At 72.4% G+C, this 25,190-nt stretch carries 24 protein-coding genes and 1 pseudogene; 18 read left to right on the forward strand and 7 right to left on the reverse strand.

The window, feature by feature from the left end; translation table 11 throughout:
* Positions 1-9 precede the first annotated feature (9 nt).
* Positions 10-1,170, forward strand: coding sequence for a hypothetical protein (locus tag ACWGJ5_RS17350; protein ID WP_453310558.1), 1,161 nt, complete (start codon positions 10-12; stop codon positions 1,168-1,170).
* Entirely contained in the window at positions 1,167-2,393 is a 1,227-nt protein-coding gene (mycP, locus tag ACWGJ5_RS17355; RefSeq protein ID WP_453310559.1) for a type VII secretion-associated serine protease mycosin, read from the forward strand. The genes ACWGJ5_RS17350 and mycP overlap by 4 nt, the downstream gene beginning before the upstream one ends.
* Before the next feature lie 121 nt (positions 2,394-2,514).
* On the opposite strand, the gene ACWGJ5_RS17360 is transcribed toward mycP, so the two are convergent.
* Positions 2,515-3,471, reverse strand: coding sequence for a serine hydrolase (locus ACWGJ5_RS17360; protein WP_453310560.1), 957 nt, complete (start codon positions 3,469-3,471; stop codon positions 2,515-2,517).
* 129 nt (positions 3,472-3,600) lie between these two features.
* Between ACWGJ5_RS17360 and ACWGJ5_RS17365 the strand changes: the two genes are divergently transcribed.
* On the forward strand, positions 3,601-4,332 hold the full coding sequence (locus ACWGJ5_RS17365) for an SseB family protein (RefSeq protein WP_453310561.1): 732 nt from the start codon (positions 3,601-3,603) through the stop codon (positions 4,330-4,332).
* Here ACWGJ5_RS17365 and ACWGJ5_RS17370 read toward each other — a convergent pair whose 3' ends face one another.
* Entirely contained in the window at positions 4,333-4,689 is a 357-nt protein-coding gene (locus ACWGJ5_RS17370; protein ID WP_453310562.1) for a DUF1844 domain-containing protein, read from the reverse strand.
* A 352-nt stretch (positions 4,690-5,041) separates the two neighbouring features.
* On the opposite strand from ACWGJ5_RS17370, the gene infC reads away from it, so the two are divergent.
* The 7 genes from infC (at position 5,042) to pheT (ending at position 12,530) form a co-directional block, all read left to right on the forward strand.
* Entirely contained in the window at positions 5,042-5,704 is a 663-nt protein-coding gene (gene infC, locus ACWGJ5_RS17375) for a translation initiation factor IF-3 (protein ID WP_228618720.1), read from the forward strand.
* 124 nt (positions 5,705-5,828) lie between these two features.
* Positions 5,829-6,023 (forward strand): 50S ribosomal protein L35, encoded by a 195-nt coding sequence (rpmI, locus tag ACWGJ5_RS17380; protein ID WP_003977225.1) that lies wholly within the window; start codon positions 5,829-5,831, stop codon positions 6,021-6,023.
* Between the two features lie 97 nt (positions 6,024-6,120).
* Positions 6,121-6,504, forward strand: a complete 384-nt coding sequence (gene rplT, locus ACWGJ5_RS17385; protein WP_006141703.1) for a 50S ribosomal protein L20 — start codon at positions 6,121-6,123, stop codon at positions 6,502-6,504.
* 199 nt (positions 6,505-6,703) lie between these two features.
* The gene (locus ACWGJ5_RS17390) at positions 6,704-7,558 is read left to right on the forward strand and encodes a TrmH family RNA methyltransferase (protein ID WP_453310563.1); all 855 of its coding nucleotides are present in this window, start codon (positions 6,704-6,706) and stop codon (positions 7,556-7,558) included.
* A 50-nt stretch (positions 7,559-7,608) separates the two neighbouring features.
* Positions 7,609-8,745, forward strand: a complete 1,137-nt coding sequence (locus ACWGJ5_RS17395; protein ID WP_453310564.1) for an ATP-binding protein — start codon at positions 7,609-7,611, stop codon at positions 8,743-8,745.
* 141 nt (positions 8,746-8,886) lie between these two features.
* Positions 8,887-10,008, forward strand: coding sequence for a phenylalanine--tRNA ligase subunit alpha (pheS, locus tag ACWGJ5_RS17400; protein WP_453310565.1), 1,122 nt, complete (start codon positions 8,887-8,889; stop codon positions 10,006-10,008).
* Entirely contained in the window at positions 10,008-12,530 is a 2,523-nt protein-coding gene (gene pheT, locus ACWGJ5_RS17405; protein WP_453310566.1) for a phenylalanine--tRNA ligase subunit beta, read from the forward strand. Before pheS ends, pheT begins: the two co-directional genes overlap by 1 nt.
* A gap of 91 nt (positions 12,531-12,621) precedes the next feature.
* On the opposite strand, the gene ACWGJ5_RS17410 is transcribed toward pheT, so the two are convergent.
* Complete coding sequence (locus ACWGJ5_RS17410; protein ID WP_453310567.1) at positions 12,622-15,015, reverse strand: ATP-binding protein; 2,394 nt, start codon at positions 15,013-15,015, stop codon at positions 12,622-12,624.
* A 191-nt stretch (positions 15,016-15,206) separates the two neighbouring features.
* On the opposite strand from ACWGJ5_RS17410, the gene ACWGJ5_RS17415 reads away from it, so the two are divergent.
* The 5 genes from ACWGJ5_RS17415 (at position 15,207) to ACWGJ5_RS17435 (ending at position 19,525) form a co-directional block, all read left to right on the forward strand.
* Positions 15,207-15,662, forward strand: a complete 456-nt coding sequence (locus ACWGJ5_RS17415; RefSeq protein ID WP_453310568.1) for a carboxymuconolactone decarboxylase family protein — start codon at positions 15,207-15,209, stop codon at positions 15,660-15,662.
* 122 nt (positions 15,663-15,784) lie between these two features.
* Complete coding sequence (locus tag ACWGJ5_RS17420; protein WP_453310608.1) at positions 15,785-16,180, forward strand: iron chaperone; 396 nt, start codon at positions 15,785-15,787, stop codon at positions 16,178-16,180.
* Positions 16,181-16,366: 186 nt separating this feature from the next.
* Positions 16,367-17,458, forward strand: coding sequence for a PP2C family protein-serine/threonine phosphatase (locus tag ACWGJ5_RS17425; RefSeq protein ID WP_453310569.1), 1,092 nt, complete (start codon positions 16,367-16,369; stop codon positions 17,456-17,458).
* A gap of 124 nt (positions 17,459-17,582) precedes the next feature.
* On the forward strand, positions 17,583-18,923 hold the full coding sequence (locus ACWGJ5_RS17430; RefSeq protein WP_453310570.1) for a transcriptional regulator: 1,341 nt from the start codon (positions 17,583-17,585) through the stop codon (positions 18,921-18,923).
* Positions 18,924-18,988: 65 nt separating this feature from the next.
* The gene (locus ACWGJ5_RS17435) at positions 18,989-19,525 is read left to right on the forward strand and encodes an NUDIX hydrolase (protein WP_365717301.1); all 537 of its coding nucleotides are present in this window, start codon (positions 18,989-18,991) and stop codon (positions 19,523-19,525) included.
* An 18-nt stretch (positions 19,526-19,543) separates the two neighbouring features.
* Here ACWGJ5_RS17435 and ACWGJ5_RS17440 read toward each other — a convergent pair whose 3' ends face one another.
* Complete coding sequence (locus tag ACWGJ5_RS17440) at positions 19,544-19,804, reverse strand: hypothetical protein (protein ID WP_228618738.1); 261 nt, start codon at positions 19,802-19,804, stop codon at positions 19,544-19,546.
* 194 nt (positions 19,805-19,998) lie between these two features.
* A complete protein-coding gene (locus ACWGJ5_RS17445; protein WP_453310571.1) occupies positions 19,999-20,874 on the reverse strand; it encodes a 3-hydroxybutyryl-CoA dehydrogenase in 876 nt (291 codons plus the stop codon).
* A gap of 172 nt (positions 20,875-21,046) precedes the next feature.
* Here ACWGJ5_RS17445 and ACWGJ5_RS17450 point away from each other — a divergent pair, with 172 nt between their 5' ends.
* Positions 21,047-22,273 (forward strand): glycoside hydrolase family 10 protein, encoded by a 1,227-nt coding sequence (locus ACWGJ5_RS17450; protein WP_453310572.1) that lies wholly within the window; start codon positions 21,047-21,049, stop codon positions 22,271-22,273.
* Here the strand turns inward: ACWGJ5_RS17450 and ACWGJ5_RS17455 are convergent.
* Both ACWGJ5_RS17455 and ACWGJ5_RS17460 read right to left on the reverse strand, forming a co-directional pair.
* Positions 22,243-22,467: a DUF1918 domain-containing protein gene (locus ACWGJ5_RS17455; protein WP_228618743.1), complete on the reverse strand. Its 225-nt coding sequence runs from the start codon at positions 22,465-22,467 to the stop codon at positions 22,243-22,245. The genes ACWGJ5_RS17450 and ACWGJ5_RS17455 overlap by 31 nt on opposite strands.
* A 20-nt stretch (positions 22,468-22,487) precedes the next feature.
* Positions 22,488-23,399 (reverse strand): DMT family transporter, encoded by a 912-nt coding sequence (locus ACWGJ5_RS17460; protein ID WP_453310573.1) that lies wholly within the window; start codon positions 23,397-23,399, stop codon positions 22,488-22,490.
* Here ACWGJ5_RS17460 and ACWGJ5_RS17465 point away from each other — a divergent pair.
* Together ACWGJ5_RS17465 and ACWGJ5_RS17470 are read left to right on the forward strand one after the other, a co-directional pair.
* Positions 23,398-24,876 (forward strand): aminotransferase-like domain-containing protein, encoded by a 1,479-nt coding sequence (locus ACWGJ5_RS17465; protein WP_453310574.1) that lies wholly within the window; start codon positions 23,398-23,400, stop codon positions 24,874-24,876. The genes ACWGJ5_RS17460 and ACWGJ5_RS17465 overlap by 2 nt on opposite strands.
* Before the next feature lie 17 nt (positions 24,877-24,893).
* Positions 24,894-25,123: pseudogene (locus ACWGJ5_RS17470) on the forward strand (GNAT family N-acetyltransferase); the annotation flags it as partial.
* Between the last annotated feature and the right edge of the window lie 67 nt (positions 25,124-25,190).

The following is a 25,190-nucleotide window of genomic DNA, read 5'->3' on the forward strand; positions in this document are numbered from 1 at the left end:
GGAGCCCCGGTGGAGACCCCCTCGGAGACGACGGCCCGGCTCCGCCCGATCACCGCGCCCGATTCGACGGTCCCGCGCCGGCCGGTCACCGCGCCCGGTACGACAACCCCCTCCCGGCCGGTCACCGCGTCCGAGACCACGGCACGGCTTCGTCCGGTCACCGACGTCCCGAAGGCACCGCGCCCCGCTGCCGCGCCCGGCCGGCCGGCCGTCGGGGCGGGCGGAGAGCGCCGTACCGCGTCCGCGTCCCCTTCGACGGTGTCCGCCTGGAGTCCCATGGCGCCGGCGCATCCCGTCGGCCCGCCGCCGGCCGGCACCGCCGCGCCGGACCCCGCCCTGTCCTGGAGCGCCGCGGCCGCCGCGCGGCTCGTGACGGGGGCCGGGGAGCCCGAGGCACTCGGTGGGCGGACCCGGTACCGGGTGGGCCCCCGCACCGCCGCCGCTGCCGCCTGTCTCGTGCTCGGGCTCGGTCTCGTCGGCGGTGCCGTGACCGGCAGTTGGCTCACCGACGACGGCGGGGACGACGCCGTCGGCGACCACTTCACCACCGCCGGGTCGCTCTGGCACAACGTGCCCGTCGACCAGCTGTTCCCGCCCACCGTCCAGGGCACGGGCGCCGGACCCGGCGGCGCCGACCGCACCTGGACCAGGATCGCCGTGGCCCCGGACACCGGCTGCGCGCACGCCTTCGACCCGCTGCTGTCCAAGGTGCTCGCCCCGGTCGGCTGCCAGCGGCTGCTGCGCGCCACCTACACCGACGCCACCCAGAGCTACGTCACCACCGTCGGCCTGCTGTTCACCAGGGCCGACCCGGCCGCCATGGCCGCGCTCGCCCACCGCTTCCGCACCGAACGCCTGGACCGGCGCGCCGATCTGATGCCCCGGCCGTACGCGGCCAAGGGCACCGTCGCGGCCGGCTTCGGTGACAGGCAGCGGGCCTCCTGGGCCGTCTCCGTCCTCACCGACGCCCCCGTCGTCGCCTACGCCGTCTCCGGCTGGGCCGACGGCCGCGGCGTCGATGTGCCCCAGCCCGCCGCCGACGCCGTCAGCGCCGGCGCCACCACCGCACCGGCCCAGGCCGGGCTCGGCAACGAGGCCCAGGGCCTGGCCGACCGCATCGAACGGCGCCTGCGCCGGAGCATCGGCACGGCCACGGAGAAACCTTCATGAGGCGATCGAGTACGAGGCGATCGAGCACGAGGCGATCGAGGCAGTCAATACGCGGCCGCCACCGTGTGGAACCCGTCGGCGCGGCGCTGAGCCTGCTGCTCGCCGGCAGCCTCGCCCTGGCGCCGGCCACCACGGCCCACGCCGACGGCATACGCGCCCAGCAGTGGGGTCTCGACGCCCTGCACCTGGACGAGGCCTGGCGGACCACCAAGGGCCGGGGCGTCACCGTCGCCGTCCTGGACACCGGCGTCGAGGCCGACCATCCGGACCTCGTCGGCAACGTCCTGCCCGCCAAGGACATGATCGGCTTCGGCGCCGGGCAGGGCGACCGCGACTGGGCCCGGCACGGCACCGCCATGGCCGGCATCATCGCCGGACACGGCCACGGCCCCGGCGACAGCGCCGGTGTCATGGGTGTCGCCCCCGAGGCCAGGATCCTCCCCGTGCGCGTGATCCTGGAGGACGGCGACCCCGCCCGCGCCAAGGCCCGTACCAGCCGCGGCAACGCCCTCGCCGACGGCATCCGCTGGGCCGCAGACCACGGCGCCGACGTCATCAACCTCTCCCTCGGCGACGACTCGAACTCCGCGCACCCCGAGCCCAGCGAGGACGAGGCCGTGCAGTACGCCCTGAAGAAGGGCGTGGTGGTCGTCGCCTCCGCGGGCAACGGCGGGGACAAGGGCGACCACGTCTCCTACCCGGCCGCCTACCCCGGTGTCATCGCCGCGACCGCAGTCGACCGCTACGGCACCCGCGCCTCCTTCTCGACCCGCCGCTGGTACGCCGCGGTCAGCGCGCCCGGCGTCGACGTGGTCATCGCCGACCCCGACCACAAGTACTACGAGGGCTGGGGCACCTCGGCCGCCTCCGCCTTCGTGTCCGGCGCCGCGGCCCTGGTCAAGGCCGCCCACCCCGAGCTCGGCCCGGCCCAGATCAAGAAGCTCCTGGAGGACACCGCCCGGGACGCGCCGGTCGGCGGCCGGGACGATTCCCGTGGCTTCGGCATGATCGATCCCGCGGCGGCGCTGCGGGCGGCCGAACGGCTCAGGCCGCAGAGCCTGCGCGCGGCGTCGTACGGCAAGAAGTACTTCGGCAAAGGTCCGGACGCCCCCAGGGCCACGTCCTCGACCGCCGACTGGGCGGGCCCCCTCGCCGGCGGTACCGGCGGGGTCCTGCTGGTGGCGGGCGTGGTGCTGTGGCGGGGCCGCAGGCAGAGGGGCTGAGAGCGTCCGGGATACGGTCCCGCCGACCGGAGAGCCCTGGACCCTGGACCCTGGATCACTTGGCGCCTGGCACCGCGTCATTCACGGGCGAAGCCCGGATCGCCCGGCACCGGGCGCCACGTCATTCACCGGCGAACGCCGACACCGCCGCCTTCGCCGCCGCCTCCACCAGCGCGATGCCCTCCGCCTGTGTCCGCGTGCCCTTCGACAGCACCGCCACCAGACAGCCGGTGCCGTCCACCGTGATCCGCCCGATGCTGTTCACGTCCCACAGCCCGGTCGTACTGCGCGCCAGCCAACCGTTCTTCAGCGCCCAGGAGTTGCCCTCCGCGGCGGCCGACACCCCCCACCGCTGGTCCGCCTCGACCGATTTCATCAACCCCTGCACATACGTCCGGGAGGCCGCGCTCAGCCGGGAGTCCTCCACGAACACCTGCCGGAGCAGGAGGAGTTGGTCCCAGGCCGTGGTCTGTGTCAGCCCCCACAGCTCACCCTCGCCACCGGAGGTCGCGGTGAGCCCGAAGCGCTTGTTCGCCGCGTCCAGACCGTCCGCCCGCCCGATCGTGTGCCACAGCGCCGTCGCCGACGCGTTGTCGCTGTTCTCGATCATCTTCGTGGCGTACGCCTTCTCCGCCGCCGTCAGCGGCCGGCCCGCGTCCTGTGCCTGGAGCAGCAGCGTGGCCAGGATGTCGACCTTCACGATGCTCGCCGTGTCGAAGGCCGCGTCCCCGTACACCGCGCTCTCCCCGGAGCCCACCACCAGCACCGCCGTGGACACCTGCGCACCCGACGGCACGCTCACCGCGGTCATCGCCTTGCCCAGCAGCGCTGTCCGGTCCACCGCCGGCTTCGTCACCGGTTCCACCGAGGCCTCCTCGCCCGCCCCGGCCGAGGAGGAGACCGAGGACGTCGCCGCCGACGATACGGCCGCCGTGCCCGGGTGCGCCCGCGCCTTCACATAGGCCGTGCCGCCGGCCGTCACCCCGCTCACGGCGACCACGGCGAGAGCGGTGTACAGCACGGGACGGCACCGGGACGGGCGCGCACGACGGCCGCGGCGGGCTCTGGGGGACTCCATGGCCGCGATGCTCGGGGCGGGGACTGTGCGCCGCGTCGGACGCACATGAGACGGGGTTCAGGGAACGCTGAGATTCCTGTGAAGGCTCCCGTGCAGCGGGCTGGCGAGGTGCCTATAGGGTCGGTGACCGTGGCGAACAAGAACATTCCCGACCCCGGCTTCTCCGACGACGACGGCTCCGCCGACCCCCGGCTGAGCGCCGCGCTCGCCGCCTGGGCCGAGGACCGCGGCGCCCTCGGGGCCGTCCTCGAGGCGCTGCAGGGCGCCCGCCTGCTGGTCCCGGTCGTCGCCGTGCTCGGCGAGGTCGAGGAGGACGAGAACGGGCTGCGCCGCGAGAAGACCAGCGACATGGCCGTACCCACCCTGAAGGCCGGACAGCGCACCGCCCTGCCCGCCTTCACCTCCACCGAATCGCTCGCCCGCTGGGACCCGGCGGCCCGCCCGGTCGCCGTGCCCCTGCACCAGGCGTTGCAGGCGGCCGCCCACGAGAAGGCCGACACGGTCGTGCTGGACCTCGCCGGACCCGTGCCCTTCGAGCTGACCGGCCCGGCGCTGCTCGCCCTCGCCGAGGGCCGCACCAGCACCGACCCGCTCGCCGACCCGGCCGTGCTCGGGGCCGTCCGTACGGCCGTGGCGGCGGAGCCCGCCGTACTGCGCGCCCATCTCGGCCCCGGCCGGTCCGACGGCACCCTCGCCCTGGTCCTCGACCCGGCAGCTCCGCCCGCCGAGGCCGCCCGTGCGGTGGCCGAACGGCTCGCCGCCGACGAAACACTGAGGGCCCGCCTGGTGCACGGCCTCGACCTGGCACTGCTGCCGGCCGGGACCACGCCTCCGGGCGAGCCCCTCTATGTGAAGGAATAGCTAGCCGTAGACCGGGCCGGTGTACTTCTCGCCCGGCCCCTGGCCCGGCTCGTCCGGGACGATCGAGGCCTCGCGGAAGGCCAGCTGCAGCGACTTCAGGCCGTCGCGCAGCGGCGCCGCGTGGAAGGAGCTGACCTCGGTCGTGCTCGCATCCAGCAGGCCGGCGAGCGCGGTGATGAGCTTGCGGGCCTCGTCCAGGTCCTTGTACTTCTCGCCCTCCTCGCTCAGCCCGAGCTTCACGGCGGCGGCGCTCATCAGGTTGACGGCGACCGTCACGATCACCTCGACGGCGGGGACCTCGGCGATGTCCCGGGTCATCGCGTCGAAGTCGGGGTTCTCAGGAGGGGTCTCACTCATGCCCCACACGATAGGTGGCCGCGTCGCGCCTTCGCGATGACGGGTTCCGATTCGCCCTTCCCGGCCCGTGCTGCTAACCTTGTGTAACGACCGGCTGGACAGCATCCTGCCCAGCCCACAAGTGGAGGCTCCGAACTCCCACCTGACCGTCCTCCGGGACGGCGGGTCACCCGGTCAGGCGGCCGCCATCGTTCCGTACGGACGATGGAGCCGCCCGAACTGCGCCCCGCGGTCACCGCGGCGGTGCTCCGGTATTCATTGGAGCCCCGCCTGTGATCGTCCGGGGCATTTTTTCTGCTTCGGCGCGGTTAGGTCTAACGAAAAGACATACGCGGCTGTCCGCCAGACAACCGTGTGGTGCTACCGAGGAGGATCCATCAGCGCCGAGCCCCGCATCAACGACCGGATTCGCGTTCCCGAGGTGCGACTTGTCGGTCCCAGTGGCGAGCAGGTCGGCATCGTGCCGCTTGCGAAGGCACTGGAGCTTGCGCAGGAGTACGACCTGGACCTGGTCGAGGTCGCGGCGAACGCCCGTCCGCCCGTGTGCAAGCTCATGGACTACGGGAAGTTCAAGTACGAGTCGGCCATGAAGGCCCGTGAGGCGCGCAAGAACCAGGCGCACACGGTCATCAAGGAGATGAAGCTCCGGCCGAAGATCGACCCGCACGACTATGACACCAAGAAGGGTCACGTCGTCCGGTTCCTCAAGCAGGGCGACAAGGTCAAGATCACGATCATGTTCCGTGGTCGCGAGCAGTCCCGTCCCGAGCTGGGCTACCGACTGCTGCAGCGCCTCGCGGAGGACGTCCAGGACCTCGGTTTCGTCGAGTCGAACCCGAAGCAGGACGGCCGCAACATGATCATGGTTCTCGGTCCGCACAAGAAGAAGACCGAGGCCATGGCCGAGGCCCGCCAGGCGCAGGAGGCCCGCAAGGCCGAAGCGAAGGCGAACCCCGGCAAGTCGCAGAACCCTGCCGAGGCTGAGGCGTCCGCCGAGGAGCCCGCCGAGGCGTGATCCCGGGGGATGTGCGGTTCCGTACGTCCCCGAGGATGCAACCGACAGAAGAGAGCGACGCTCCACCGTGCCCGGTTTTCGCAACCGGGCACCGGAGCGCCACCGACGAGGAGATAACGGCGCTATGCCGAAGAACAAGTCGCACAGCGGTGCCAGCAAGCGCTTCAAGATCACCGGCTCCGGCAAGGTGCTCCGCGAGCGCGCCGGCAAGCGCCACCTGCTCGAGCACAAGTCGTCCCGCGTCACGCGTCGCCTCACCGGCAACGCCGAGATGGCCCCGGGCGACGCCGCGAAGATCAAGAAGCTTCTCGGCAAGTGACCTGCGGCGCCGTCTGAGCGCCGTACGTCTGGACCGGGACCGAATCGTTTCCGGGTCGTGTGAGTACCCCCACGGCCCCGCTACAAGGAGTTAACAAGTGGCACGCGTCAAGCGGGCAGTCAACGCCCACAAGAAGCGCCGGGCGATCCTCGAGCAGGCCTCCGGCTACCGCGGTCAGCGTTCGCGCCTCTACCGCAAGGCCAAGGAGCAGGTCACCCACTCGCTGGTCTACAACTACAACGACCGCAAGAAGCGCAAGGGCGACTTCCGTCAGCTGTGGATCCAGCGCATCAACGCCGCTGCCCGCGCCAACGGCATCACCTACAACCGCTTCATCCAGGGTCTGAAGGCCGCGAACGTCGAGGTCGACCGCAAGATCCTGGCCGAGCTGGCCGTGAACGACGCGAACGCGTTCGCCGCGCTCGTCGAGGTCGCGCAGAAGGCTCTGCCGTCGGACGTCAACGCGCCCAAGGCCGCGTGACGCTGCGCCGGCTCTAGGCCGACGTTCACTGTAGGACCCGCAGGCTGTATGGCTTGCGGGTCCTGTTGTTGAGGTCTGCGGCGCGATTCGTTCGGCTGCGGGCCGGTGGGGCCTGGTCGCGCGGTTCCCCGCGCCCCGTCGGGGCGCTGCACCCTGCCGGCGCCACAAAGTGAAGACTTTCTTGAAGGTGAAGAACAGGATGCCCAGCCCCGAGCCGATCTCCCCGCGGTCCGCCCGAGTCGCCGCCGCCCGGCGGCTGGCCAAGCGGAATTTCCGGGGCAAGGACCGCCTGTTTCTCGCGGAGGGGCCGCAGGCCGTCAGGGAAGCGGCCGGGCATCGGGTCGACGGCACGCCCACCCTCGTCGAGCTGTTCGCCACCGTCGAGGCCGCGGAGCGGTACGCCGACATCATCGGGGCCGCGCGGGACGCGGACGCCCGGGTGCATCTCGCGTCCGAGGACGTCATCGCCGACATCTCCACCACCGTCACCCCGCAGGGGCTCGTCGGGGTGTGCCGGTTCCTGGACACGCCCTTCGAGGAGATCCTCGCCGCCCGGCCGAGGCTCGTCGCCGTGCTCGCCCATGTGCGCGATCCCGGGAACGCCGGCACCGTACTGCGCTGCGCCGACGCCGCCGGCGCCGAGGCGGTCATCCTCACCGACGCCTCCGTGGACCTGTACAACCCCAAGGCCGTACGGGCCTCCGTGGGCTCCCACTTCCATCTGCCGGTTGCCGTGGGGGTGCCCGTCGAGCGGGCCGTGGCGGGCCTGAAGGACGCCGGTGTGCGCATCCTCGCGGCCGACGGGGCGGGGGACCGCGACCTCGATGACGAGCTCGACAAGGGCACCATGGGCGGGCCGACCGCGTGGGTGTTCGGCAACGAGGCCTGGGGGCTGCCGGAGGAGACCCGCGAGCTCGCCGACGCCGTCGTACGCGTGCCCATTCACGGGAAGGCCGAGAGCCTGAACCTCGCCACCGCCGCCGCCGTATGTCTCTACGCGTCGGCGCGTGCACAGCGCGCCTCCGGAGGGTGCCGCTCCGTCACCCAGAGCTAGTAGGGTGACCAGCTCGGGGCCCTGCGCGGTCTGAGAGGTGGGGTACGGGGATGAGCGTGGCCGGCACGAGCACCGCGCTGCAGGGGCGGGACGCGCGGCGTACAGCCGTGCCCCGGCAGGGTGACCACGGCTGCGGCCTCGACCCCGACCAGCTGCCCGACGGTCTCGTCGTCGCCGACGAGCACGGCCGCGTCGTCTGCTTCAACGCCGCCGCGGCGCGGATCACCGCCGTACGCGCCGCCGACGCCCTCGGCCAGCCGCTGGAGAAGGCGCTGCCGCTGGAGGACCTGGAGGGCCGCCGCTGGTGGCAGCTCAGCGATCCCTACGGAGGGCTCGCGATCCGGACCCGCCAGCCGGAGCGCAACCTGCTGCTGCCCGGGGTGCGGGAAGTGCTCGTCTCCGCCCGCTACGTGCGCGCCGTGCCCCTCGGGCCCGTGCGGCGTGTCGTCGTGTCGCTCCGGGACACCGAGGCACGCCGCCGTACCGAGCGCAGTCACGCCGAGCTGATAGCGACGGTCGCCCATGAACTGCGCTCGCCCCTCACCTCCGTGAAGGGCTTCACCGCCACGCTCCTCGCCAAGTGGGAACGCTTCACCGACGACCAGAAGCGGCTGATGCTGGAGACCGTCGACGCCGACGCCGACCGGGTCACCCGGCTCATCGCCGAACTGCTGGACATCTCCAGGATCGACAGCGGACGCCTGGAGGTGCGCCGGCAGCCCGTCGACATCGGGGCCGCCGTGTCCCGGCACATCCAGGCCTACGTCGCCGCCGGCCAGCCCGCCGACCGCTTTCTGCTGCGCATCGAACAGCCGCTGCCCGGCCTGTGGGCCGACCCCGACAAGATCGACCAGGTGCTCAGCAACCTCATCGAAAATGCCGTGCGGCACGGCGAGGGAACCGTCACCATGGACGTCACGCCCTGCGCATCCCCGCGCGAGGGCGAGGAAACCGGCACATCGGTCACGGTGAGCGACGAGGGGCCCGGCATCCCGGAGGAGTGCATGAACCGCGTCTTCACCCGCTTCTGGCGGGGCAGCAAGCGCGGCGGCACCGGCCTCGGGCTGTACATCGTCAAGGGCATCGTCGAGGCCCACGGCGGCACCATCACGGTCGGCCGCGCCTCCGGCGGCGGCGCCGAGTTCCGATTTACGTTGCCCGTGGGCGCACCGGCGTATCTCGCCTGACGAGACCCGGAGCAGCCCGCGGGCGCATTCGCCAACCTCCACCCCGTTAGACTCGGCCTTTGGCACCTTTGTGTCCTTCACGCGGCCCTCGCGAGTCGGTGACGGGGACCATCCGCCAGCCAATCGGAAGCACGGGAAGAGATGTCGGCACCGAATAAGTCGTACGACCCTGTAGAGGTCGAGGCGTTGAAACCGGAAGAGATCGAGCGCATGCGGGACGGGGCGCTCGCCGCCTTCGCCGCCGCGGACTCCCTCGACGCGCTCCACGAGGCCAAGGTCGCCCACACCGGCCCCGCCGCCCCGCTGGCCCTCGCCAACCGCGAGATCGGCGCCCTGCCCCCGCACGCCAAGGCCGAGGCCGGCAAGCGCGTCGGCATGGCCCGCGGAGCCGTGAACAAGGCCCTCGCCGCCCGGCAGGCCGAGCTGGAGGCCGAGCGGGACGCCCGCGTGCTGGTCGAGGAGGACGTCGACGTCACGCTGCCGTACAACCGCGTCCCGGCCGGCGCCCGCCACCCCCTGACCACGCTCTCGGAGCGCATCGAGGACATCTTCGTGTCCATGGGCTACGAGGTCGCCGAGGGCCCGCAGGTCGAGGCGGAGTGGTTCAACTTCGACGCCCTGAACATCGGCCCGGACCACCCGGCCCGCGGCGAGGCCGACACCTTCTTCGTCCAGGGCCCGGACGGCGGCACCGGGTCCGGAGTGGTGCTGCGCACCCACACCTCGCCCGTGCAGATCCGCTCCCTGTTCGACCGTGAGCTGCCGGTCTACGTGATCTGCCCCGGCGTCGTCTACCGCACCGACGAGCTGGACGCCACCCACACCCCGGTCTTCCGCCAGGTCGAGCTGCTCGCCGTGGACGAGGGCCTGACCATGGCCGACCTCAAGGGCACCTTGGACCACATGGTCCAGTCCCTGTTCGGCGAGGGCATGAAGACCCGGCTGCGGCCGAACTTCTTCCCCTTCACCGAGCCGAGCGCCGAGATGGACATGCTCTGCTACGTCTGCAAGGGCGAGTCCGTCGGCAACCCCGACCGGCCCTGCCGCACCTGTTCGTCCGAGGGCTGGATCGAGCTGGGCGGCTGCGGCATGGTCAACCCGCGGGTTCTGGCCGCCTGCGGCGTCGACCCGGAGAAGTACAGCGGCTTCGCCTTCGGGTTCGGCATCGAGCGGATGCTGATGTTCCGCCACAACGTCGAAGACATGCGAGACATGGTCGAGGGTGACGTCCGGTTCACCCGGCCGTTCGGGATGGAGATCTGATGCGGGTCCCGCTTTCTTGGCTGCGGGAGTACGTCGACCTGCCGGCCACCGAGACCGGCCGCGACGTCCAGGCCAAGCTCATTTCGGCCGGCCTGGAGGTCGAGACCGTCGAACAGCTCGGCGCCGACCTCACCGGCCCGCTCGTCGTCGGCCGGGTGCTGACGATCGAGGAGCTGACGGAGTTCAAGAAGCCGATCCGCTTCTGCACCGTCGACGTCGCCCAGGCCAACGGCACCGGCGAGCCGCAGGAGATCATCTGCGGCGCCCGCAACTTCGCCGTCGGCGACAAGGTCGTCGTGGCTCTGCCCGGCGCCGTGCTGCCCGGCGACTTCCGGATCGCCGAGCGCAAGACCTACGGCCGGGTCTCCCGCGGCATGATCTGCTCCAGCGACGAGCTGAACATGGGCGCCGACGGCACCCACGGCATCATCGTGCTGCCGCCGGAGACCGAGGTCGGCAAGGACGCCGTCGAGCTCCTCGAACTGGTCGACGAGGTCCTGGACATCGCCGTCACCGCCAACCGCGGCGACTGCCTGTCCATCCGCGGTGTCGCCCGCGAGGCCGCCATCGCCTACGGCCTGCCGCTGCGCGACCCGGCCCTGATCGACGTACCGGCCCCGAACGCCTACGGCTACCCCGTCCAGGTCTCCGACCCGTTCGGCTGCGACCGGTTCATCGCCCGCACGGTCACCGGCCTGCGCCCCGAGGCCCGCTCCCCGATCTGGCTGCAGCGCCGGCTGCAGAAGGTCGGCATGCGCCCCATCTCGCTCGCCGTCGACGTCACGAACTACGTGATGATGGAGCTGGGCCAGCCGCTGCACGCCTACGACCGGTCCCTGGTCCAGGGCACGATCGGCGTGCGCCGGGCCCAGGAGGGCGAGAAGCTCGTCACCCTCGACGGCGTCGAGCGCAAGCTGCACTCCGAGGACCTGGTCATCACCGACGACCGCGGCCCCATCGGCCTCGCGGGTGTGATGGGCGGCGCCAACACCGAGGTCGCCGACCACGAGATCACCGAGAACGGGGTGAACGGGACCACCGACGTGGTCATCGAGGCCGCCCACTTCGACGCCGTCGCGATCGCCCGGGCGTCCCGCCGCCAGAAGCTGCTGTCCGAGGCGTCCCGCCGCTTCGAGCGCGGCGTCGACCCGCAGGCCGCCGCGGCCGCCGCGCAGCGCACCGTGGACCTGCTGGTGCTGCTCGCGGGCGGTACGGCGGAGGCCGGCGTCACCGAGGTCGTCGCGCCCTCGGCGCCGCACACCATCACCATCCCGGCCGACCACCCGGACAAGGTCGCGGGTGTCGTCTACGGCCGTGAGACGGTCGTCCGCCGCCTCCAGGAGGTCGGCTGCGACGTCTACGGGCAGGACGAGCTGATCGTCACCGTCCCGTCCTGGCGGCCCGACCTGGTCGACCCGAACGACCTCGCCGAGGAGGTCATCCGCCTCGAGGGCTACGAGAACCTGCCGTCCACGCTGCCCAAGCTCCCCTCGGGCCGTGGCCTGACCCACCGCCAGCGGCTGCACCGGCGGGTCGGCCGCGCGCTGGCCGGCGCGGGCTATGTCGAGGCGCCGAACTACCCCTTCGTCGGCGAGCAGGTCTTCGACCAGCTCGGCCTGGAGGCCGACGACCCGGCCCGCCGTGTCGTCAAGCTGGTCAACCCGATCAGCGACGAGGAGCCCGCGCTGCGTACGACGCTGCTGCCGGGCCTGCTCGGTGCCCTGCGGCGCAACGACGGCCGGGGCTCGCACGACCTGGCGCTGTTCGAGACGGGGCTGGTGTTCCACCCCCGTGAGGAGCAGCGCGTCGCCACGCACCTGCCGGTCGACCGGCGTCCCACCGACGAGGAGATCGCCGCGCTGAACGCCGCGCTGCCCGTGCAGCCGCGGCACGTGGCCGTCGTCCTCACCGGCGCCCGCGAGCAGGCCGGCTGGTGGGGCAAGGGCCGTCCGGCGAACTGGGCCGACGCGCTGGAGGCCGGACGCGCCGTGGCGCGGGAAGCCGGCGCCGAGCTGATCGTCCGCAAGGGCCAGTACGGCCCCTGGCACCCCGGCCGCTGTGCCGAGCTGGTGGTCGTCGCCGACGGCGCGGAGCAGGTCGTCGGCCACGCGGGCGAGCTGCACCCGCGGGTGCTGCAGGCCCTGGGGCTGCCCGAGCGCACCTGCGCGATGGAGCTGAACCTGGACGCCCTGGAGACGGTTGGCGACGGCGCCCCGCAGGCACCGCGGATCTCGACGTTCCCGGTCGCCACGCAGGATGTCGCCCTCGTGGTCGACCGGCCCGTCCCCTCCGGGGAGGTCGAGGCGGCGCTGCGTGAGGGCGCCGGTGAACTCCTCGAGTCCATCCGGCTGTTCGACGTGTACGAGAACGCGGAGCAGCTGGGCGAGGGCAGGAAGTCGCTGGCGTACGCGCTCCGCTTCAGGGCCGGTGACCGGACGCTGACGGTGGACGAGGCGTCCGCTGCCCGGGATGCGGCGGTTGCCCTTGCCGGTGAGCGGACCGGGGCTGTGCTTCGGGGCTGATCGCCGTTGGAGTGCGGTGCGCGGCCGGCTGCGGGTCTTCCGTGGCCGGCCGCGCACACGCGGCGGAGCCGCACATGGAACTCAGCGCCCCTCACCGGGCGCTGAGTTCCCGTATGCCCTCCTGCGCCAGTGCCTCCTCGTGCTGGTTGTTGAGCCTCCGGGCCAGCTCAAGGGCCTCCCGGTGCAGCCGTAGCGCCTCTTCCGGGAGACCGGCGAGCCGGCAGGTCTCGGCGTAGCCGTTGAGGAAATGGATCTTCCAGTGTTCCTCGAACAGCTCGTCCAGCAGGGCGAACGCCTCCCGGTGGCTGGCCAGCGCCTCCTCGTAGCGGCCCATCTGCCGCAGCGCCACGCCCATGCAGTTGAGGCACCACGCCTGGTTGTTCAGGTGCCCGTCCTCGCGGGCCAGCGTCAGCGCCTGACGCAGTTGCTCCGCCGCCTCCTCGGGGTCCTCCCGGGCGACGGCCAGGCCGAGCGTGATCCGGGCGGTCAGACCGGGCGGCCACGCGGCATCGGTGTGCGGCAGGCCCAGCACCTCCCGGGCCCGCTCAGCCGCCTCCGCGCGGTGTCCCAGCTGGAGCATCGTCCAGGCCTCCGACGCGGCCGCGTGGGCCGCTCCCGCCGGGCAGCCGGCTTGCTCGTACAGCTTCCCGGCCAGCCGGAAGAGTTCCAGCGGCTCCTCGACCTGTCCCGCCTCCCAGCTCAAGTAGCCGCGGCGGACGGCCAGTTCGGCCTCCGTCCGGGCGTCCCCCGTCCGGGACAGCCGCAGTCCGGCCGCCTCGTACGCCGCGGCGGCCTCGGCCGTCCGGCCCGCGTTGTAGCGTGCGTAGCCCAGATCGCTGTGGGCCTCGGCCAATTGCACCGGATCCTCCAGGCGCTCGGCGGCGGCCAGCGACCGCTCGAAGAGGACATTGAGATGTGTCGTGCCGCAGCGCCGCGCGAAGTAGGCCCGCAGGAAGCGCGGCAGCTCGCACACGTGCACATCGGCGCCGACGGCGGCCGCGGTCTCGAAGGCCGCCATCAGGTTTCCGTACTCCGTCACGAACCAGGCGAAGGCGGCGTTCTTGTCCCCGAACCGCGGCAGTTCGGCCGGGCGGTGTCCGGCGGAGGGCGCCCGGCCGGGAGACAGGAACGGCATCGCGGCGTCGGCGGCGGCCGCCGCGTGCACGTAGTAGTCGAGCACCCGGCCCAGGGCGCGCTCCCGGTCGGCCGCCGAGTCCTGTTCCGCCGCGGCCCGCCGCGCGTGCTGGTGCACCAGGTCGTGCAGCCGGTAGCGGCCCACCGTCGGCTGCTGGACGAGGTGTGCGTCGAGCAGGTCCTCCAGCATCGCCCGGGCGCTGTGCAGCGGCACGTCCGCCAGCGCCGCCACCACGTACTCGTCGAACGACTCCCCGGGCAGCAGGCCCAGCTGCCGGAACAGCCGCGCCCGGGCCCGGTTCAGCTGCCGTACCGACATCGCGAACGCCGTGCTGAACGCGGCGTCGAACTCGCCCGCGCCCTGCGCCATCCGTTCGGCGAGGACGCCCACGGTCCAGCCCGGCCGGTGCCGCAGCCGCGCCCCGGCCAGGCGCAGGGCCAGCGGCAGGTGGCCGCACAGCCGCAGCACCTCGGCGGCGGACTGCGGATCGCGGGCCAGCCTGCCCCCGGGCCCGTCGGGGTCGCCGCTGGCCCGGGCCAGCAGCCGGGCGCTCTCCACGGGGCTCAGCACGTCGAGCGAGACCGGGGGCACCTCGTCCAGTCCGAGGAGCCGGTTACGGCTCGTGATCAGGGCGACGGAGGGCCCGGCACCGGGCAGCAGTGGGCGCACCTGCTCGGCGTCGGCGGCGTTGTCGAGGACCACGACGACCCGTCGGCCGGCCAGCTCCGAGCGCCAGCAGGCGGCGAGTTGCTCCAGCCCGTCCTGCGGGACCTTCTCGGACGGCACGTCGAGCGCGCCGAGCAGCATCCGCAGCGCGGCGTCGGGATCCAGCGGCGGCCGGCCCTCGGCGAACCCGTGCAGGTCGACATAGAGCTGCGCGTCCGGGAAGTCGGCGGCGAGCCGGTGCGCGGCGTGCACCGCCAGACAGGTCTTGCCGACGCCCGCCATGCCGTCGACGGAGACCGCCCGATGGCTCGCGACGGCGGCCAGCACGGCGGCGAGCCGCTCCTCGCGCCCGGTGAAGTCGGGCACGTCCCGCGGCAGGTCGTTACGGGCCGGCGGGCGGCCCTGGCGGGTGCTCTTCGGGGGCGCGGGAAGGGGGTTCGAGGCCCGCTCCCACACCGGACGCAGCGGGCGGGGGTCGCGTTTGACGAGGCGGCAGAGGGCGACCACCGCGGGCCAGGGCGGCGCGGTCTGCCCGTTGAGGTAGCGCGAGAGCGACGAGGAGCTGAGGCCGGCGTCCCGCGCGAGGGCCCGTACGCCGAGCCCGGACAGCTCCTGCAGCAGGCGCAGCCGGGCCGCCAGTTCCTCCTGTGGGTCGGTCTTCGCCGTCCGTGCGTGCGCGTCCACTGTTACCCCCCGGTCGTCGTGTCCCGTGCCGCCGGAAGTCTTCCGGCCCAAGTCGCCGCTGGTCAAGGCCGTTTCAGCTGTCCCACGGTGTCCCATCGCCGTGGCCCGGGCAGCCCGCTGCGGCTGTCATGGAGTCACGCCCCGACGCCAGGGGCACCGACCACGAAGGACCAGCAGAGGAGCGGAACGAGATGCAGTCCCGTATGCAGAACCCCGCCGTCGTCCTGTCCGACGCGATGCAGCCCATCCAGCAGCTCTTCAAGGCCGTGCACTCCGGCGGAGTGGACGAGCAGACGCTGGAGCTGGTGCATCTGCGGGTCAGCCAGATCAACGGGTGCAGCGCCTGTGTCGACGCCGGCGCCAAGACGGCCCGCAAGGCCGGAGTGAGCGACGAGCGGCTGGCCACGGTCGCGGCCTGGCGGGAGGCCCCGTACTTCACCGACGAGGAGCGGGCGGCCCTCGCACTGGCCGAGGCCGCGACGCGGCTCGCCGACCGTCCCGACGCGGTGAGCGACGAGGTCTGGGACACGGCCGCCACCTACTACGACGAGAAGCAGCTGGCCGCGATCACCCTGATGATCGGCGTCACCAACCTGTTCAACCGGCTCAACGCCACCACCCGCCAGATCGCCGGCGCGTGGGGCTGACGCCCACCGTCCCCGACCCCCACCCCCGCAACCGAAGGAATCCCGCTGTGAAAGCCGCACAGAGGACCGCCAGGAGCACCGCCACCCCGCCCGAGGGATTCACAGACGGGGAGCGAGCGGCGATGAAGGAGCGGGCCAAGGAGCTCAAGGCGGCCACGCGCGGCGCATCGCGCGCCGCCAAGGGGGCGGAGGACGAGGCCGCCGTGCTCGCCAGGATCGCCGAGATGCAGGACTCGGACCGGGTCATGGCCGAACGGCTGCACGCCGTTCTCAAGGCGGCCGCGCCCGAGCTCGCCCCGAAGCTCTGGTACGGGATGCCCGCGTACGCCCTGGACGGCAAGGTCGTCTGCTTCTTCCAGAGCGCGGAGAAGTTCAAGTCGCGCTACGCCACCTTCGGCTTCAGCGACCGTGCGAAGCTCGACGAAGGCACCATGTGGCCGGCCTCCTACGCCCTGAAGGAGCTGACCGCCGCAGACGAGGCGAGGATCGGCGAGCTCGTGAGGAAGGCCGTCGGCTGAGGGCCCAGGGAGCCCGTCATCCCTTCGGCGAGCTGCATAAATGCGGGTTGACCGGCCCGGGCTCACTCATTCGGGTGGGAACTTCTGGCGATCTGGTCTTCCCGGGCCATGCCCTCGGCAGAATCGGACCGGCCTTTCGGGGTCGGTCCGTCTGCTCTTTCGGGGCCCACATGGGGGACCAGAGGCATGATCCGCATCAAGGCACGGGCGCCCACCGCGCGCAGGGCCGTACTGCCCACGGTCTGGGGAGCCGCGGCGGTCGCCTACAAGTTCGGCTGCCCGCTCGCCCAGCAGAACGGCCTCGGCGCGCGCATCGTCACCAGCGCCGTCTTCTTCGCCGTCGGTACCGGGCTGATCTTCCATGTCCGCCGGGCGCTGCTGCGGGAGCTGCGGCAGGTCCGCCGGGTGGCGCGGGCCGCGCAGAGCGTCGTACTGCGTCCCCTGCCGCCACGCCTCGACGGGCTGAACATCGCCGCCGCCCAGCTGTCCGCGGACCGGGGCGCGTGCGTGGGCGGCGACCTGTACGAGGCGATCGCCACCGAGCACGGGGTGCGGGTGGTGATGGGCGACGTACGCGGGCACGGTCTGGCCGCGCTCGGCACGGTCGCCGCCGTCCTCGGCAGTTTCCGCGAGGCCGCCCACGACGAGCCCGAACTCGGCGGCGTCCTCGGCCGGTTGGACCGCGCCCTCGCCCGGCATCTGCGTGAACGCGCCCGGGCCGAACACCCCGCGAACGGCGGCCAGGGCCCCGACCACCCGGTCGCCGAGGAGTTCGTCACCGTCCTGCTCCTGGAGATCGACCGTGACGGCCGGCTGCGCGCCCTCAACTGCGGTCACCCGTGGCCGTATCTGCTCAGCGGCACGAGGGTCGAGCCGCTGACGCGCGTCGACCCGCTTCCGCCACTGGGTCCGTTCCCGCTCCCGGCCGAGCTGGAGGCCGAGTCCTGTGGTCATCTGGTCCCGGGTGAGTCCCTGGTTCTCTTCACGGACGGAGTGGAGGACGCGCGGGACGGCCGGGGCCGGTTCTTCTCGCTGCCGGGGACGCTGAGCGACGTCGTACGGGATCACCCCGCCTCTCCCCAGACGGTCCTGCGCACCGTTTTCACGGCGCTCCTGCAGCACACGTCCGGCAAACCCACGGACGACATAGCACTACTGGTCCTGCGGAACGATCGAGCATGGGGCGAACCGTCCTGCCCAGGGGTGCGGCACCCCCGTAGCAGGCCCGGCCAAGCCACCGCTTTTCGAGGGGGAGCCGGCGGCTTGGCCGGCACCTAAGTCAAGCGGTTCGGCACGCTGAGCGACAACGCGTGTACAGCGCGGATGCGCGTGTTCCGTTCACACCCCGTGTGAAAGCGGGCGCACTACGCTGAACCGCACCAGGCCATTCGGGGGGCATCCCATGCAGCCCAACACTCTGCTCGACGCGATCCTGGACGAGGCGGGGATCTCGCACGCCGGTCTCGCCGCCCACGTCAACCAGGCGGGCCGGAGACGGGGCCTCGCGCTCCGGTACGAACACACGGCCGTGGCACGGTGGCTGAAGGGCCAGCGACCGCGCGGGCAGGTCCCCGACCTGATCTGCGAGGTGCTCGCCGCTCGCCTGCACCGTCCCGTCACCCTCGACGACATCGGGCTGGGCGTGCCCGGCGAGCCCAGCGCCCCGCACGTCGGCTCGCTGAACGGTTTCGTCGAGCGGGCGACCGCCCTGTGGCGCTCCGACGAACAGCAGCGGCCGCACGTCCTGGGCGCCCCCGCCGTCACCGGGACCCCGGCCGTGATGCCGGTCTGGGAGTGGGAGAACCCGCCCGAGGACGTCGATGTCTCCCGCGGCGGCCGGCACCGGGTCACCGCGGCCGACATCGAGATGCTGCGCGCCGCGCGGACGCACTACGAGCAGATGTACCGCAAGGCCGGCGGCATCGCGACCCGCACCAGGATCGTCGGCTTCCTCAACGCCGAGGCGGCGCCGCTGCTGCGCGGCAGCTACACCGACGCCACCGGGCGCCAACTGCACCGCGCCACCGGAGGGTTGGTGGCCATCGCGGGCATCTGCGCGTACGACTCCGACGCCCACGGTCTCGCCCAGCGCTACTTCCACCAGGCGCTGCGGCTGGCAAAGGCCAGCGGCGACCGGGGACTTGGCGCGTACGTCATAGCGCTGCTGGTCAACCAGTCGCTGTTCATGCGGGAGTACCGGCAGGCCGTCGCCTTCGCCGAAGCCGCGCTGCGGGCCGCCGGCAAGCACATCACCCCGGCGCTCGCCTCCGACCTGTACGCGATGCAGGCCAAGGCGTACGCCCACCTCGGCGACTCCGCGGGGGCCCTGTCCTGCATCCGGCGCGCGGAGACGGCGGCCGAGCGGATCCGGCGCGGCTACGAGCCCGACGAGACCGGCTATGTGCAGCCGGGCCTGGTCAATGTGCAGGTGGCCGAGGCACTGCTCAGCCTCGGCGAGCTGGCCGCCGCCCGGGAGCACGCGGCGGCGGCCGTGGACAACCCGGCCCACGACCGGGGGCGGGTGCACCGGCTCGCCATGCTCAGCACCATCGAGCTGCGCCAGGGCAACGCCGACAAGGCGGTCGCCGCCGCCGTGCAGATGGCCGAGCAGGCACGCGGAATGGAGTCCCAGCGGCTGCGCGACAGACTCCGCGCGGTACGCGAACACCTGGCGCGCTGTGGCTCGGCCGGCACGGCCGAAGCCGCCGAACTCATCGACGGGGCACTGCGCGTACCGCTGTAGGCCCCCTGTAGGTGCACAGTTCCTGCTGCGATATTGCCACTTACTCGGCGGAAGGTGGCAGAACCGTGCAGTGGACGAAACAGAACGAGCAAACTGTGTACGCAAACCGCTGGTTCAGCGTCAATCTCGCAGATGTCGAGCTGCCGGACGGCCGGCACCTGGACCACTTCCTGATCCGGCTGCGGCCGGTGGCCGTGGCCACCGTGGTCAACGAGGCGAACGAGGTGCTGCTGCTGTGGCGGCACCGCTTCATCACCGACAGCTGGGGCTGGGAGCTGGCCGCGGGCGTCGTCGAGGACGGCGAGGACATGGCGAGTGCGGCCGCCAGGGAACTGGAGGAGGAGACCGGCTGGCGGCCGGGGCCCCTGCACCACCTGATGAGCGTGGAGCCGTCCAACGGCCTCACCGACGCCCGGCACCACATCTACTGGTCCGACCGGGGCGAGTACATCGGGCATCCCGTGGACGACTTCGAGTCGGACCGCCGGGAATGGGTCCCGCTCAAACTCGTTCCCGACCTGATCGCCCGTGGGGAGGTCCCGGCCGCCAACATGGCGGCCGCGTTACTCCTGCTGCACCACCTCAGGCTCGCCGAGGGCTAGCGGGCCCGGGCCCGGCGCCTAACGGGCGGCCAGCGCCTGCCAGACCGTCACGACGAGCGCTCCCAGGGCCGTGAGCGCGGCGAGTGACGGCAAGGGCCAGCGCGCGTGTTCCAGGGAGATCATCCGGGAGTTCAGCTCGTCGACTTCCTTGGCGGTCTCCTTGGTGCGGTGACTGAGCAGCGCCAGCCCTCCCTCGACGCGGGCATACGCGACGTCGAGACGGCGACGTAACTCTGCGAGTTCCTCCTGGACCACGGAATGATCGGAATCGGTGGTCACGGTTTTCTTCCTCTCTGTAGCCGAATGTGGTTCCGCCACATCCGTTGCATGGGCATGAAGAGTGAACTCTGCTGGTGGGCGCCTGGGGAGCGTGTGCGAGGGGCATATGCGTGCCCGGCGCGCACACGGTGTGTGAAACAGATGGGCCCGGCACCGAGTTCGGTGCCGGGCCCGTAAGGCGTAGCTCTGTGTGATCAGCCGTAGGTGTAGAACCCCGACCCGGTCTTCCGGCCCAGCCGGCCCGCCTCGACCATGCGCTGGAGCAGCGGGGGAGCGGCGTACAGCGGCTCCTTGTACTCGGCGTACATGCTGTTGGCGATGGAGACGATGGTGTCCAGGCCGATCAGGTCGGACAGCCTCAGCGGGCCCATCGGGTGGGCGCAGCCCATCTCCATGCCGTTGTCGATGTCCTCGCGGCTCGCGATGCCCGACTCGAACATCCGGATCGCGGAGAGCAGATAGGGCACGAGCAGCGCGTTGACCACGAAGCCGGAGCGGTCCTGGGCGCGGATGGCGTGCTTGCCGAGCGTCTTCTCGGCGAAGACCTGGGCGCGGCTGAGGGTGCCCTCGGAGGTGGTGAGCGCCGGGATCAGCTCGACCAGCTTCTGCACCGGGGCCGGGTTGAAGAAGTGGATGCCGACCACGTGGTCCGGGCGGGAGGTGGCGACCGCCAGCTTCACCAGCGGGATCGAGGAGGTGTTGGAGGCGAGGATCGCGTCCGGGCGGGTCACCACCTGGTCGAGGACCTGGAAGATCTCCGTCTTCACCGGCTCGCTCTCCACGACGGCCTCGATCACCAGGTCGCGGTCCGCGAACTCGCCGAGGTCGGTGGTGAAGGTGAGCCGCGCCTGCGTGGCGTCCAGCTCCTCCTCGCTGATCTTGCCGCGCTCGGCGGCCTTGGCCAGGGAGTTGAACAGCCGGGTACGGCCGATCTCCAGGGCCTCGCCGGTGGTCTCGGCGACCTTCACGTCCAGTCCTGCGCGGGCGCACACCTCGGCGATGCCGGCGCCCATCTGGCCGCAGCCCACGACTCCGACGCGAGCAATGTCTCCCGTTGGGATGCCCGTCACATCGTTCCCTTCGCTGGTTCTCCGGCTCGCTGGCAGGACCTCCGGGTTTCGGCGCCTGCTCCGATCGAGCACGTTACCGTCAAGTATCGATGATCGATCGGCCGGGTGGGTGCATTCTGTGGCGCGGAACGATCCGTGAGGGAGCGGATCCGGAGCGTATGGGGGTGTGCACATGGGGCATCTGTCACGGCGGGCCTTCACGCTGGCGGCGCTGTCGACGCTGGCCACCGCGCAGGGTGCGGCCGCGGCCGCGGGTCATCGGCCCCGCGCGGCCGCCGAGATGCGGGGCGTGTGGCTCGCGACCGTGTCCAACCGGGACTGGCCGTCCCGGCCCGGGCTGACGGCCGCCGCGCAGCGGGCGGAGCTGACCGCCCATCTCGACCGGGCGGCCCGCGACCGGCTCAACACGGTGGTCTTCCAGGTACGGCCCACCGCCGACAGCCTGTGGCCGTCACCGTACGAGCCCTGGTCCGAGTACCTCACCGGCACCCAGGGCGAGAACCCCGGCTGGGACCCGCTGGGCACCGCGGTGCGGGAGGCCCACGCCCGGGGCCTGGAACTGCACGCCTGGTTCAACCCGTACCGGATCGCGAACCACACCGACCCCGGCCGGCTCGCCGCCTCGCACCCGGCCCGCAAGCACCCCGACTGGGTGGTGCCCTACGGCGGGAAGCTCTACTACAACCCCGGCCTGCCCGAGGTCCGCGCGTTCGTCCGGCAGGCGATGCTCGACGCGGTCGCCAAGTACCCCGTCGACGCCGTCCACTTCGACGACTACTTCTACCCGTATCCGGTCGCGGGGCAGACCTTCGACGACGACGACGCCTACGACCGCTACGGCGGCGACTTCTCCGGCCCGGCCGCCTGGCGGCGGGACAACATCAACAGGCTGGTGCGGGAGATGGCCGCCGGAATCAAGCGGGTCCGGCCCGGCACCCGGTTCGGGATCAGCCCCTTCGGGGTGTGGCGCAACGCCTCGGCGGATCCGCTCGGCTCGGACACGCGGGCGGGCGTGCAGACCTACGACGACCTGCACGCGGACACCCGCAGATGGGTGCGCGAGCACTGGATCGACTACATCGTGCCGCAGCTGTACTGGAACATCGGCTTCGCCGCGGCCGACTACGCGAAGCTGGTCGAGTGGTGGGCGGCGGTCGCGAAGGGCACGAAGACACGCCTCTACATCGGCGAAGCGCTGTACAAGGCCGGGGCCGCCGGGCAGCCCTCGGCCTGGCAGGACCCGGTCGAGCTGTCCCGGCACCTCACCTTCGCCGCCGGCTACCCGCAGGTGCGCGGGCATGTGTTCTTCGCCGCCAAGGACGTGGCGGCCGATCGGATCGGGGCGATGTCACGCGTGATCACCGACCACTACGGGCGATCGGCGAAGCCACCCCGCTGATTCGCCTGATCGTCGCGGTGCTTGACCTGGCAGTCGGGTCCGGGGGACATGATCGCCTCGTGTCCGTCCTTGAACCGTACGCGGTACGGTGGGCTGCCCTCGGCACCCAGTACCTCGACTACTTCCGATTCCTGGTCGTGTTGGCCGACCACCCTGCCGTGCTGCACAAGATGGTCGCCCTTGGATGCACGCATATCGCAGGCCCTCCTCATGATCACGACCGCTGAGTGACGGCGATGCACACGAGCACGGCGACGGCCGTCACCGGAGCGGCCGCCGTGAAGTGCTCGCCCAGTAGCAGCGCCGACCACACCAGTGTGAGCAGCGGCTGAGCCAACTGCAACTGGCTGGCCCGGGGGATGCCGATGACCGCCATCCCCCGGTACCAGACGACCAGGCCGAGGAACTGCGAGCCCAGTGCCACCCACAGCAGGCCGGCGACGCCGTGCCCGGTGAGCCGGACGGGCTCGTACGTCAGCGCCAGCGCGGCGGCCGGCACGCTCAGCGGCAGGCACAGCACCAGAGTCCAGCCGATCACCTGCCAGCCCGGCATGATCCGGGCCAGCCGGCCGCCCTCGGTGTAGCCGGCCGCGCACACCAGCAGGGCCGCGAACAGATACCCGTCCGCGGCCGTGAGCGCACCGCCGCTCTGCCCGACCGTGAAGGCGACCACGGCCGCGGCGCCCGCCAGCGCGGCCAGCCAGAAGCGGCGCGAGGGGCGGCTGCCGGTGCGCAGCGCCGAGAACACGGCCGTGGTCAGCGGCAGCAGTCCCACCACGACGGCGGCGTGCGCGGTGGTGGAGGTCTGCAGGGCGAGCGTCGTGAGCATCGGGAAGCCGACCACGACACCGGCGGCGACGACGGCGAGACCCGGCAGATGCCGCCGCTCCGGCAGCGGTACCCGCAGGGCGAGGAGGCAGCCGCCCGCGACGAGCGCGGCGAGCACACTGCGCACGGCCACCAGCGACCAGGGACCGAAGCCCTGCAGACCCCAGGCGGTGGCCGGGAAGGTCAGGGAGAAGGAGGCGACGCCGAGGGCGGCGAGACCGGTGCCGAGGCCGCGGCGCTCGCGGGGAGTGATGACCGCTATCGGGCTCGGAGCAGTAGCGCTACTCTGTGTTCTCATGCAACAGCGTAGCAGTGTCACTGATCTGGCAGACCAGCTCCGACAAGACCTCAACCGCTACTCTGTCGGTGGAAAGCTCCCGTCGAGTCGGGCGCTGGTCGAGCGGTTCCGCGTGAGCCCGGTGACCGTCTCGCGGGCCCTCGCCCAGCTGGCCGCCGAGGGCCTGGTGGTCACCCGCCCCGGGGCCGGTGCCTTCCGGGCCCGGCCCGGTACGACGCAGCCCCCGGCCGGGGACACCTCCTGGCAGGAGGTCGCGCTGAGCGCCGACGGCGCCGCCGAGCTCGTACCGCGCACGGTGGACGCGTCCGGGGTCACGGTCTCCCTGGCCGCCCCGTCCCCCGGCGTGCTGGAGTTCAACGGCGGCTATCTGCATCCCTCCCTCCAGCCCGAGCGGGCCATGGCGGCGGCGCTCGCCCGGCCCGGGCGGCGGCCGGGTGCCTGGGGGAGGCCGCCGCTGGAGGGGCTGCCGGAACTGCGGGAGTGGTTCGCGCGCGGCCTCGGCCAAGGCTTCACGGCGGCCGAGGTGCTGATCGCGGCCGGCGGCCAGTCCGCCCTGGCCACCGCCCTGCGCGCGCTCGCCCCGCCCGGCGCTCCCGTCCTGGTCGAGTCGCCCACCTACCCCGGCATGCTGGCGATCGCCCGCGCCGCCGGACTGCGCCCGGTCCCGGTGCCCGTCGACCCCGACGGAGTGCGCCCCGAGCTGCTCGCCGACGCCTTCCGGGCCAGCGGCGCCCGGGTGTTCGTCTGCCAGCCCCTGTTCCAGAACCCCACCGGTGCCGTCCTGGCCCCCGACCGGCGCGCCGAGGTGCTGCGCATCGCCCGCGAGGCCGGCGCCTTCGTCATCGAGGACGACTTCGTACGGCGCCTGGTGCACGCCGACGCGGGCCCGCTGCCCCGCCCGCTGGCCGCCGACGACCCGGACGGCGTGGTCGTGCACGTCGGCTCGCTGACCAAGGCGACCTCGCCCAGCTTCCGGGTGTGCGCCCTGGCCGCGCGTGGTCCGGTGCTGGAACGTCTGCGCGCCATCCAGGTCGTGGACAGCTTCTTCGTCCCCCGGCCGCTGCAGGAGGCGGCCCTCGAGCTGGTCGGCTCCCCGGCCTGGCCCCGTCATCTGCGGGCGCTGTCGGCCGAGTTGAAGGTCCGCCGCGACGCCATGACGGCCGCGCTCGCCGTGCACCTGCCCGAACTGGCCCTGCCGCACATCCCGTCCGGCGGCTACCACCTCTGGCTCCGCCTCCCCGACGGCACGGACGAGGGCGCCCTGACCGCGGCCGGCCTCCGTGCCGGCGTCGCCCTCACCCCCGGCCGTCCCTACTTCAGCGCCGAACCCCCCGCGGCCCACCTCCGCCTGAGCTTCGCGGCGGTCGCCGGCACCGGGGAGATTGCGGAGGGCGTACGCCGGCTGCGGGCGGCCTGTGACGAGGTGTTCCAGGGCCTGCGCGGCGCGCCGGAAGCCGTTCGATCGACATCGCGTTGACCTGCGAGGACCACACCATGGACAGCGCGCCCCGACTCCCCGACGGGTACGAGTTCTCCGCCGACCCCGCCCGCGTCGACGTCGACCGGGTCCACGGCCGGCTGTCGACCGATGCCCGGTGCGCGGCAAGGGCGTCGGTACGGCCTTCGTCCGCCGCGTCCGCGACCACCTGAGGCCGTTCGGACTGCGCCGCATCCTGCTCGCCACGGAGGACGCGCACGGGGTGCACGAGAAACGGGGCTTCCGCTCGCGGCCAGGCGCACGCCACCCGCTCCCGTCACGTCGATACGCCGTGACAGGACCGCCCCGGCCAG

The sequence above is a fragment of the Streptomyces sp. NPDC054783 genome (assembly GCF_053611725.1).

Coding starts and splice junctions, on each gene's coding strand:
- mycP (WP_453310559.1), top strand. CDS start 1,167: ATGAGGCGATCGAGTACGAGGCGATCGAGCACGAGGCGATCGAGGCAG.
- ACWGJ5_RS17360 (WP_453310560.1), bottom strand. CDS start 3,471: ATGGAGTCCCCCAGAGCCCGCCGCGGCCGTCGTGCGCGCCCGTCCCGG.
- ACWGJ5_RS17370 (WP_453310562.1), bottom strand. CDS start 4,689: ATGAGTGAGACCCCTCCTGAGAACCCCGACTTCGACGCGATGACCCGG.
- rpmI (WP_003977225.1), top strand. CDS start 5,829: ATGCCGAAGAACAAGTCGCACAGCGGTGCCAGCAAGCGCTTCAAGATC.
- ACWGJ5_RS17390 (WP_453310563.1), top strand. CDS start 6,704: ATGCCCAGCCCCGAGCCGATCTCCCCGCGGTCCGCCCGAGTCGCCGCC.
- ACWGJ5_RS17395 (WP_453310564.1), top strand. CDS start 7,609: ATGAGCGTGGCCGGCACGAGCACCGCGCTGCAGGGGCGGGACGCGCGG.
- pheS (WP_453310565.1), top strand. CDS start 8,887: ATGTCGGCACCGAATAAGTCGTACGACCCTGTAGAGGTCGAGGCGTTG.
- pheT (WP_453310566.1), top strand. CDS start 10,008: ATGCGGGTCCCGCTTTCTTGGCTGCGGGAGTACGTCGACCTGCCGGCC.
- ACWGJ5_RS17415 (WP_453310568.1), top strand. CDS start 15,207: ATGCAGTCCCGTATGCAGAACCCCGCCGTCGTCCTGTCCGACGCGATG.
- ACWGJ5_RS17420 (WP_453310608.1), top strand. CDS start 15,785: ATGAAGGAGCGGGCCAAGGAGCTCAAGGCGGCCACGCGCGGCGCATCG.
- ACWGJ5_RS17425 (WP_453310569.1), top strand. CDS start 16,367: ATGATCCGCATCAAGGCACGGGCGCCCACCGCGCGCAGGGCCGTACTG.
- ACWGJ5_RS17430 (WP_453310570.1), top strand. CDS start 17,583: ATGCAGCCCAACACTCTGCTCGACGCGATCCTGGACGAGGCGGGGATC.
- ACWGJ5_RS17450 (WP_453310572.1), top strand. CDS start 21,047: ATGGGGCATCTGTCACGGCGGGCCTTCACGCTGGCGGCGCTGTCGACG.
- ACWGJ5_RS17455 (WP_228618743.1), bottom strand. CDS start 22,467: ATGCGTGCATCCAAGGGCGACCATCTTGTGCAGCACGGCAGGGTGGTC.
- ACWGJ5_RS17465 (WP_453310574.1), top strand. CDS start 23,398: ATGCAACAGCGTAGCAGTGTCACTGATCTGGCAGACCAGCTCCGACAA.
- ACWGJ5_RS17460 (WP_453310573.1), bottom strand. CDS start 23,399: ATGAGAACACAGAGTAGCGCTACTGCTCCGAGCCCGATAGCGGTCATC.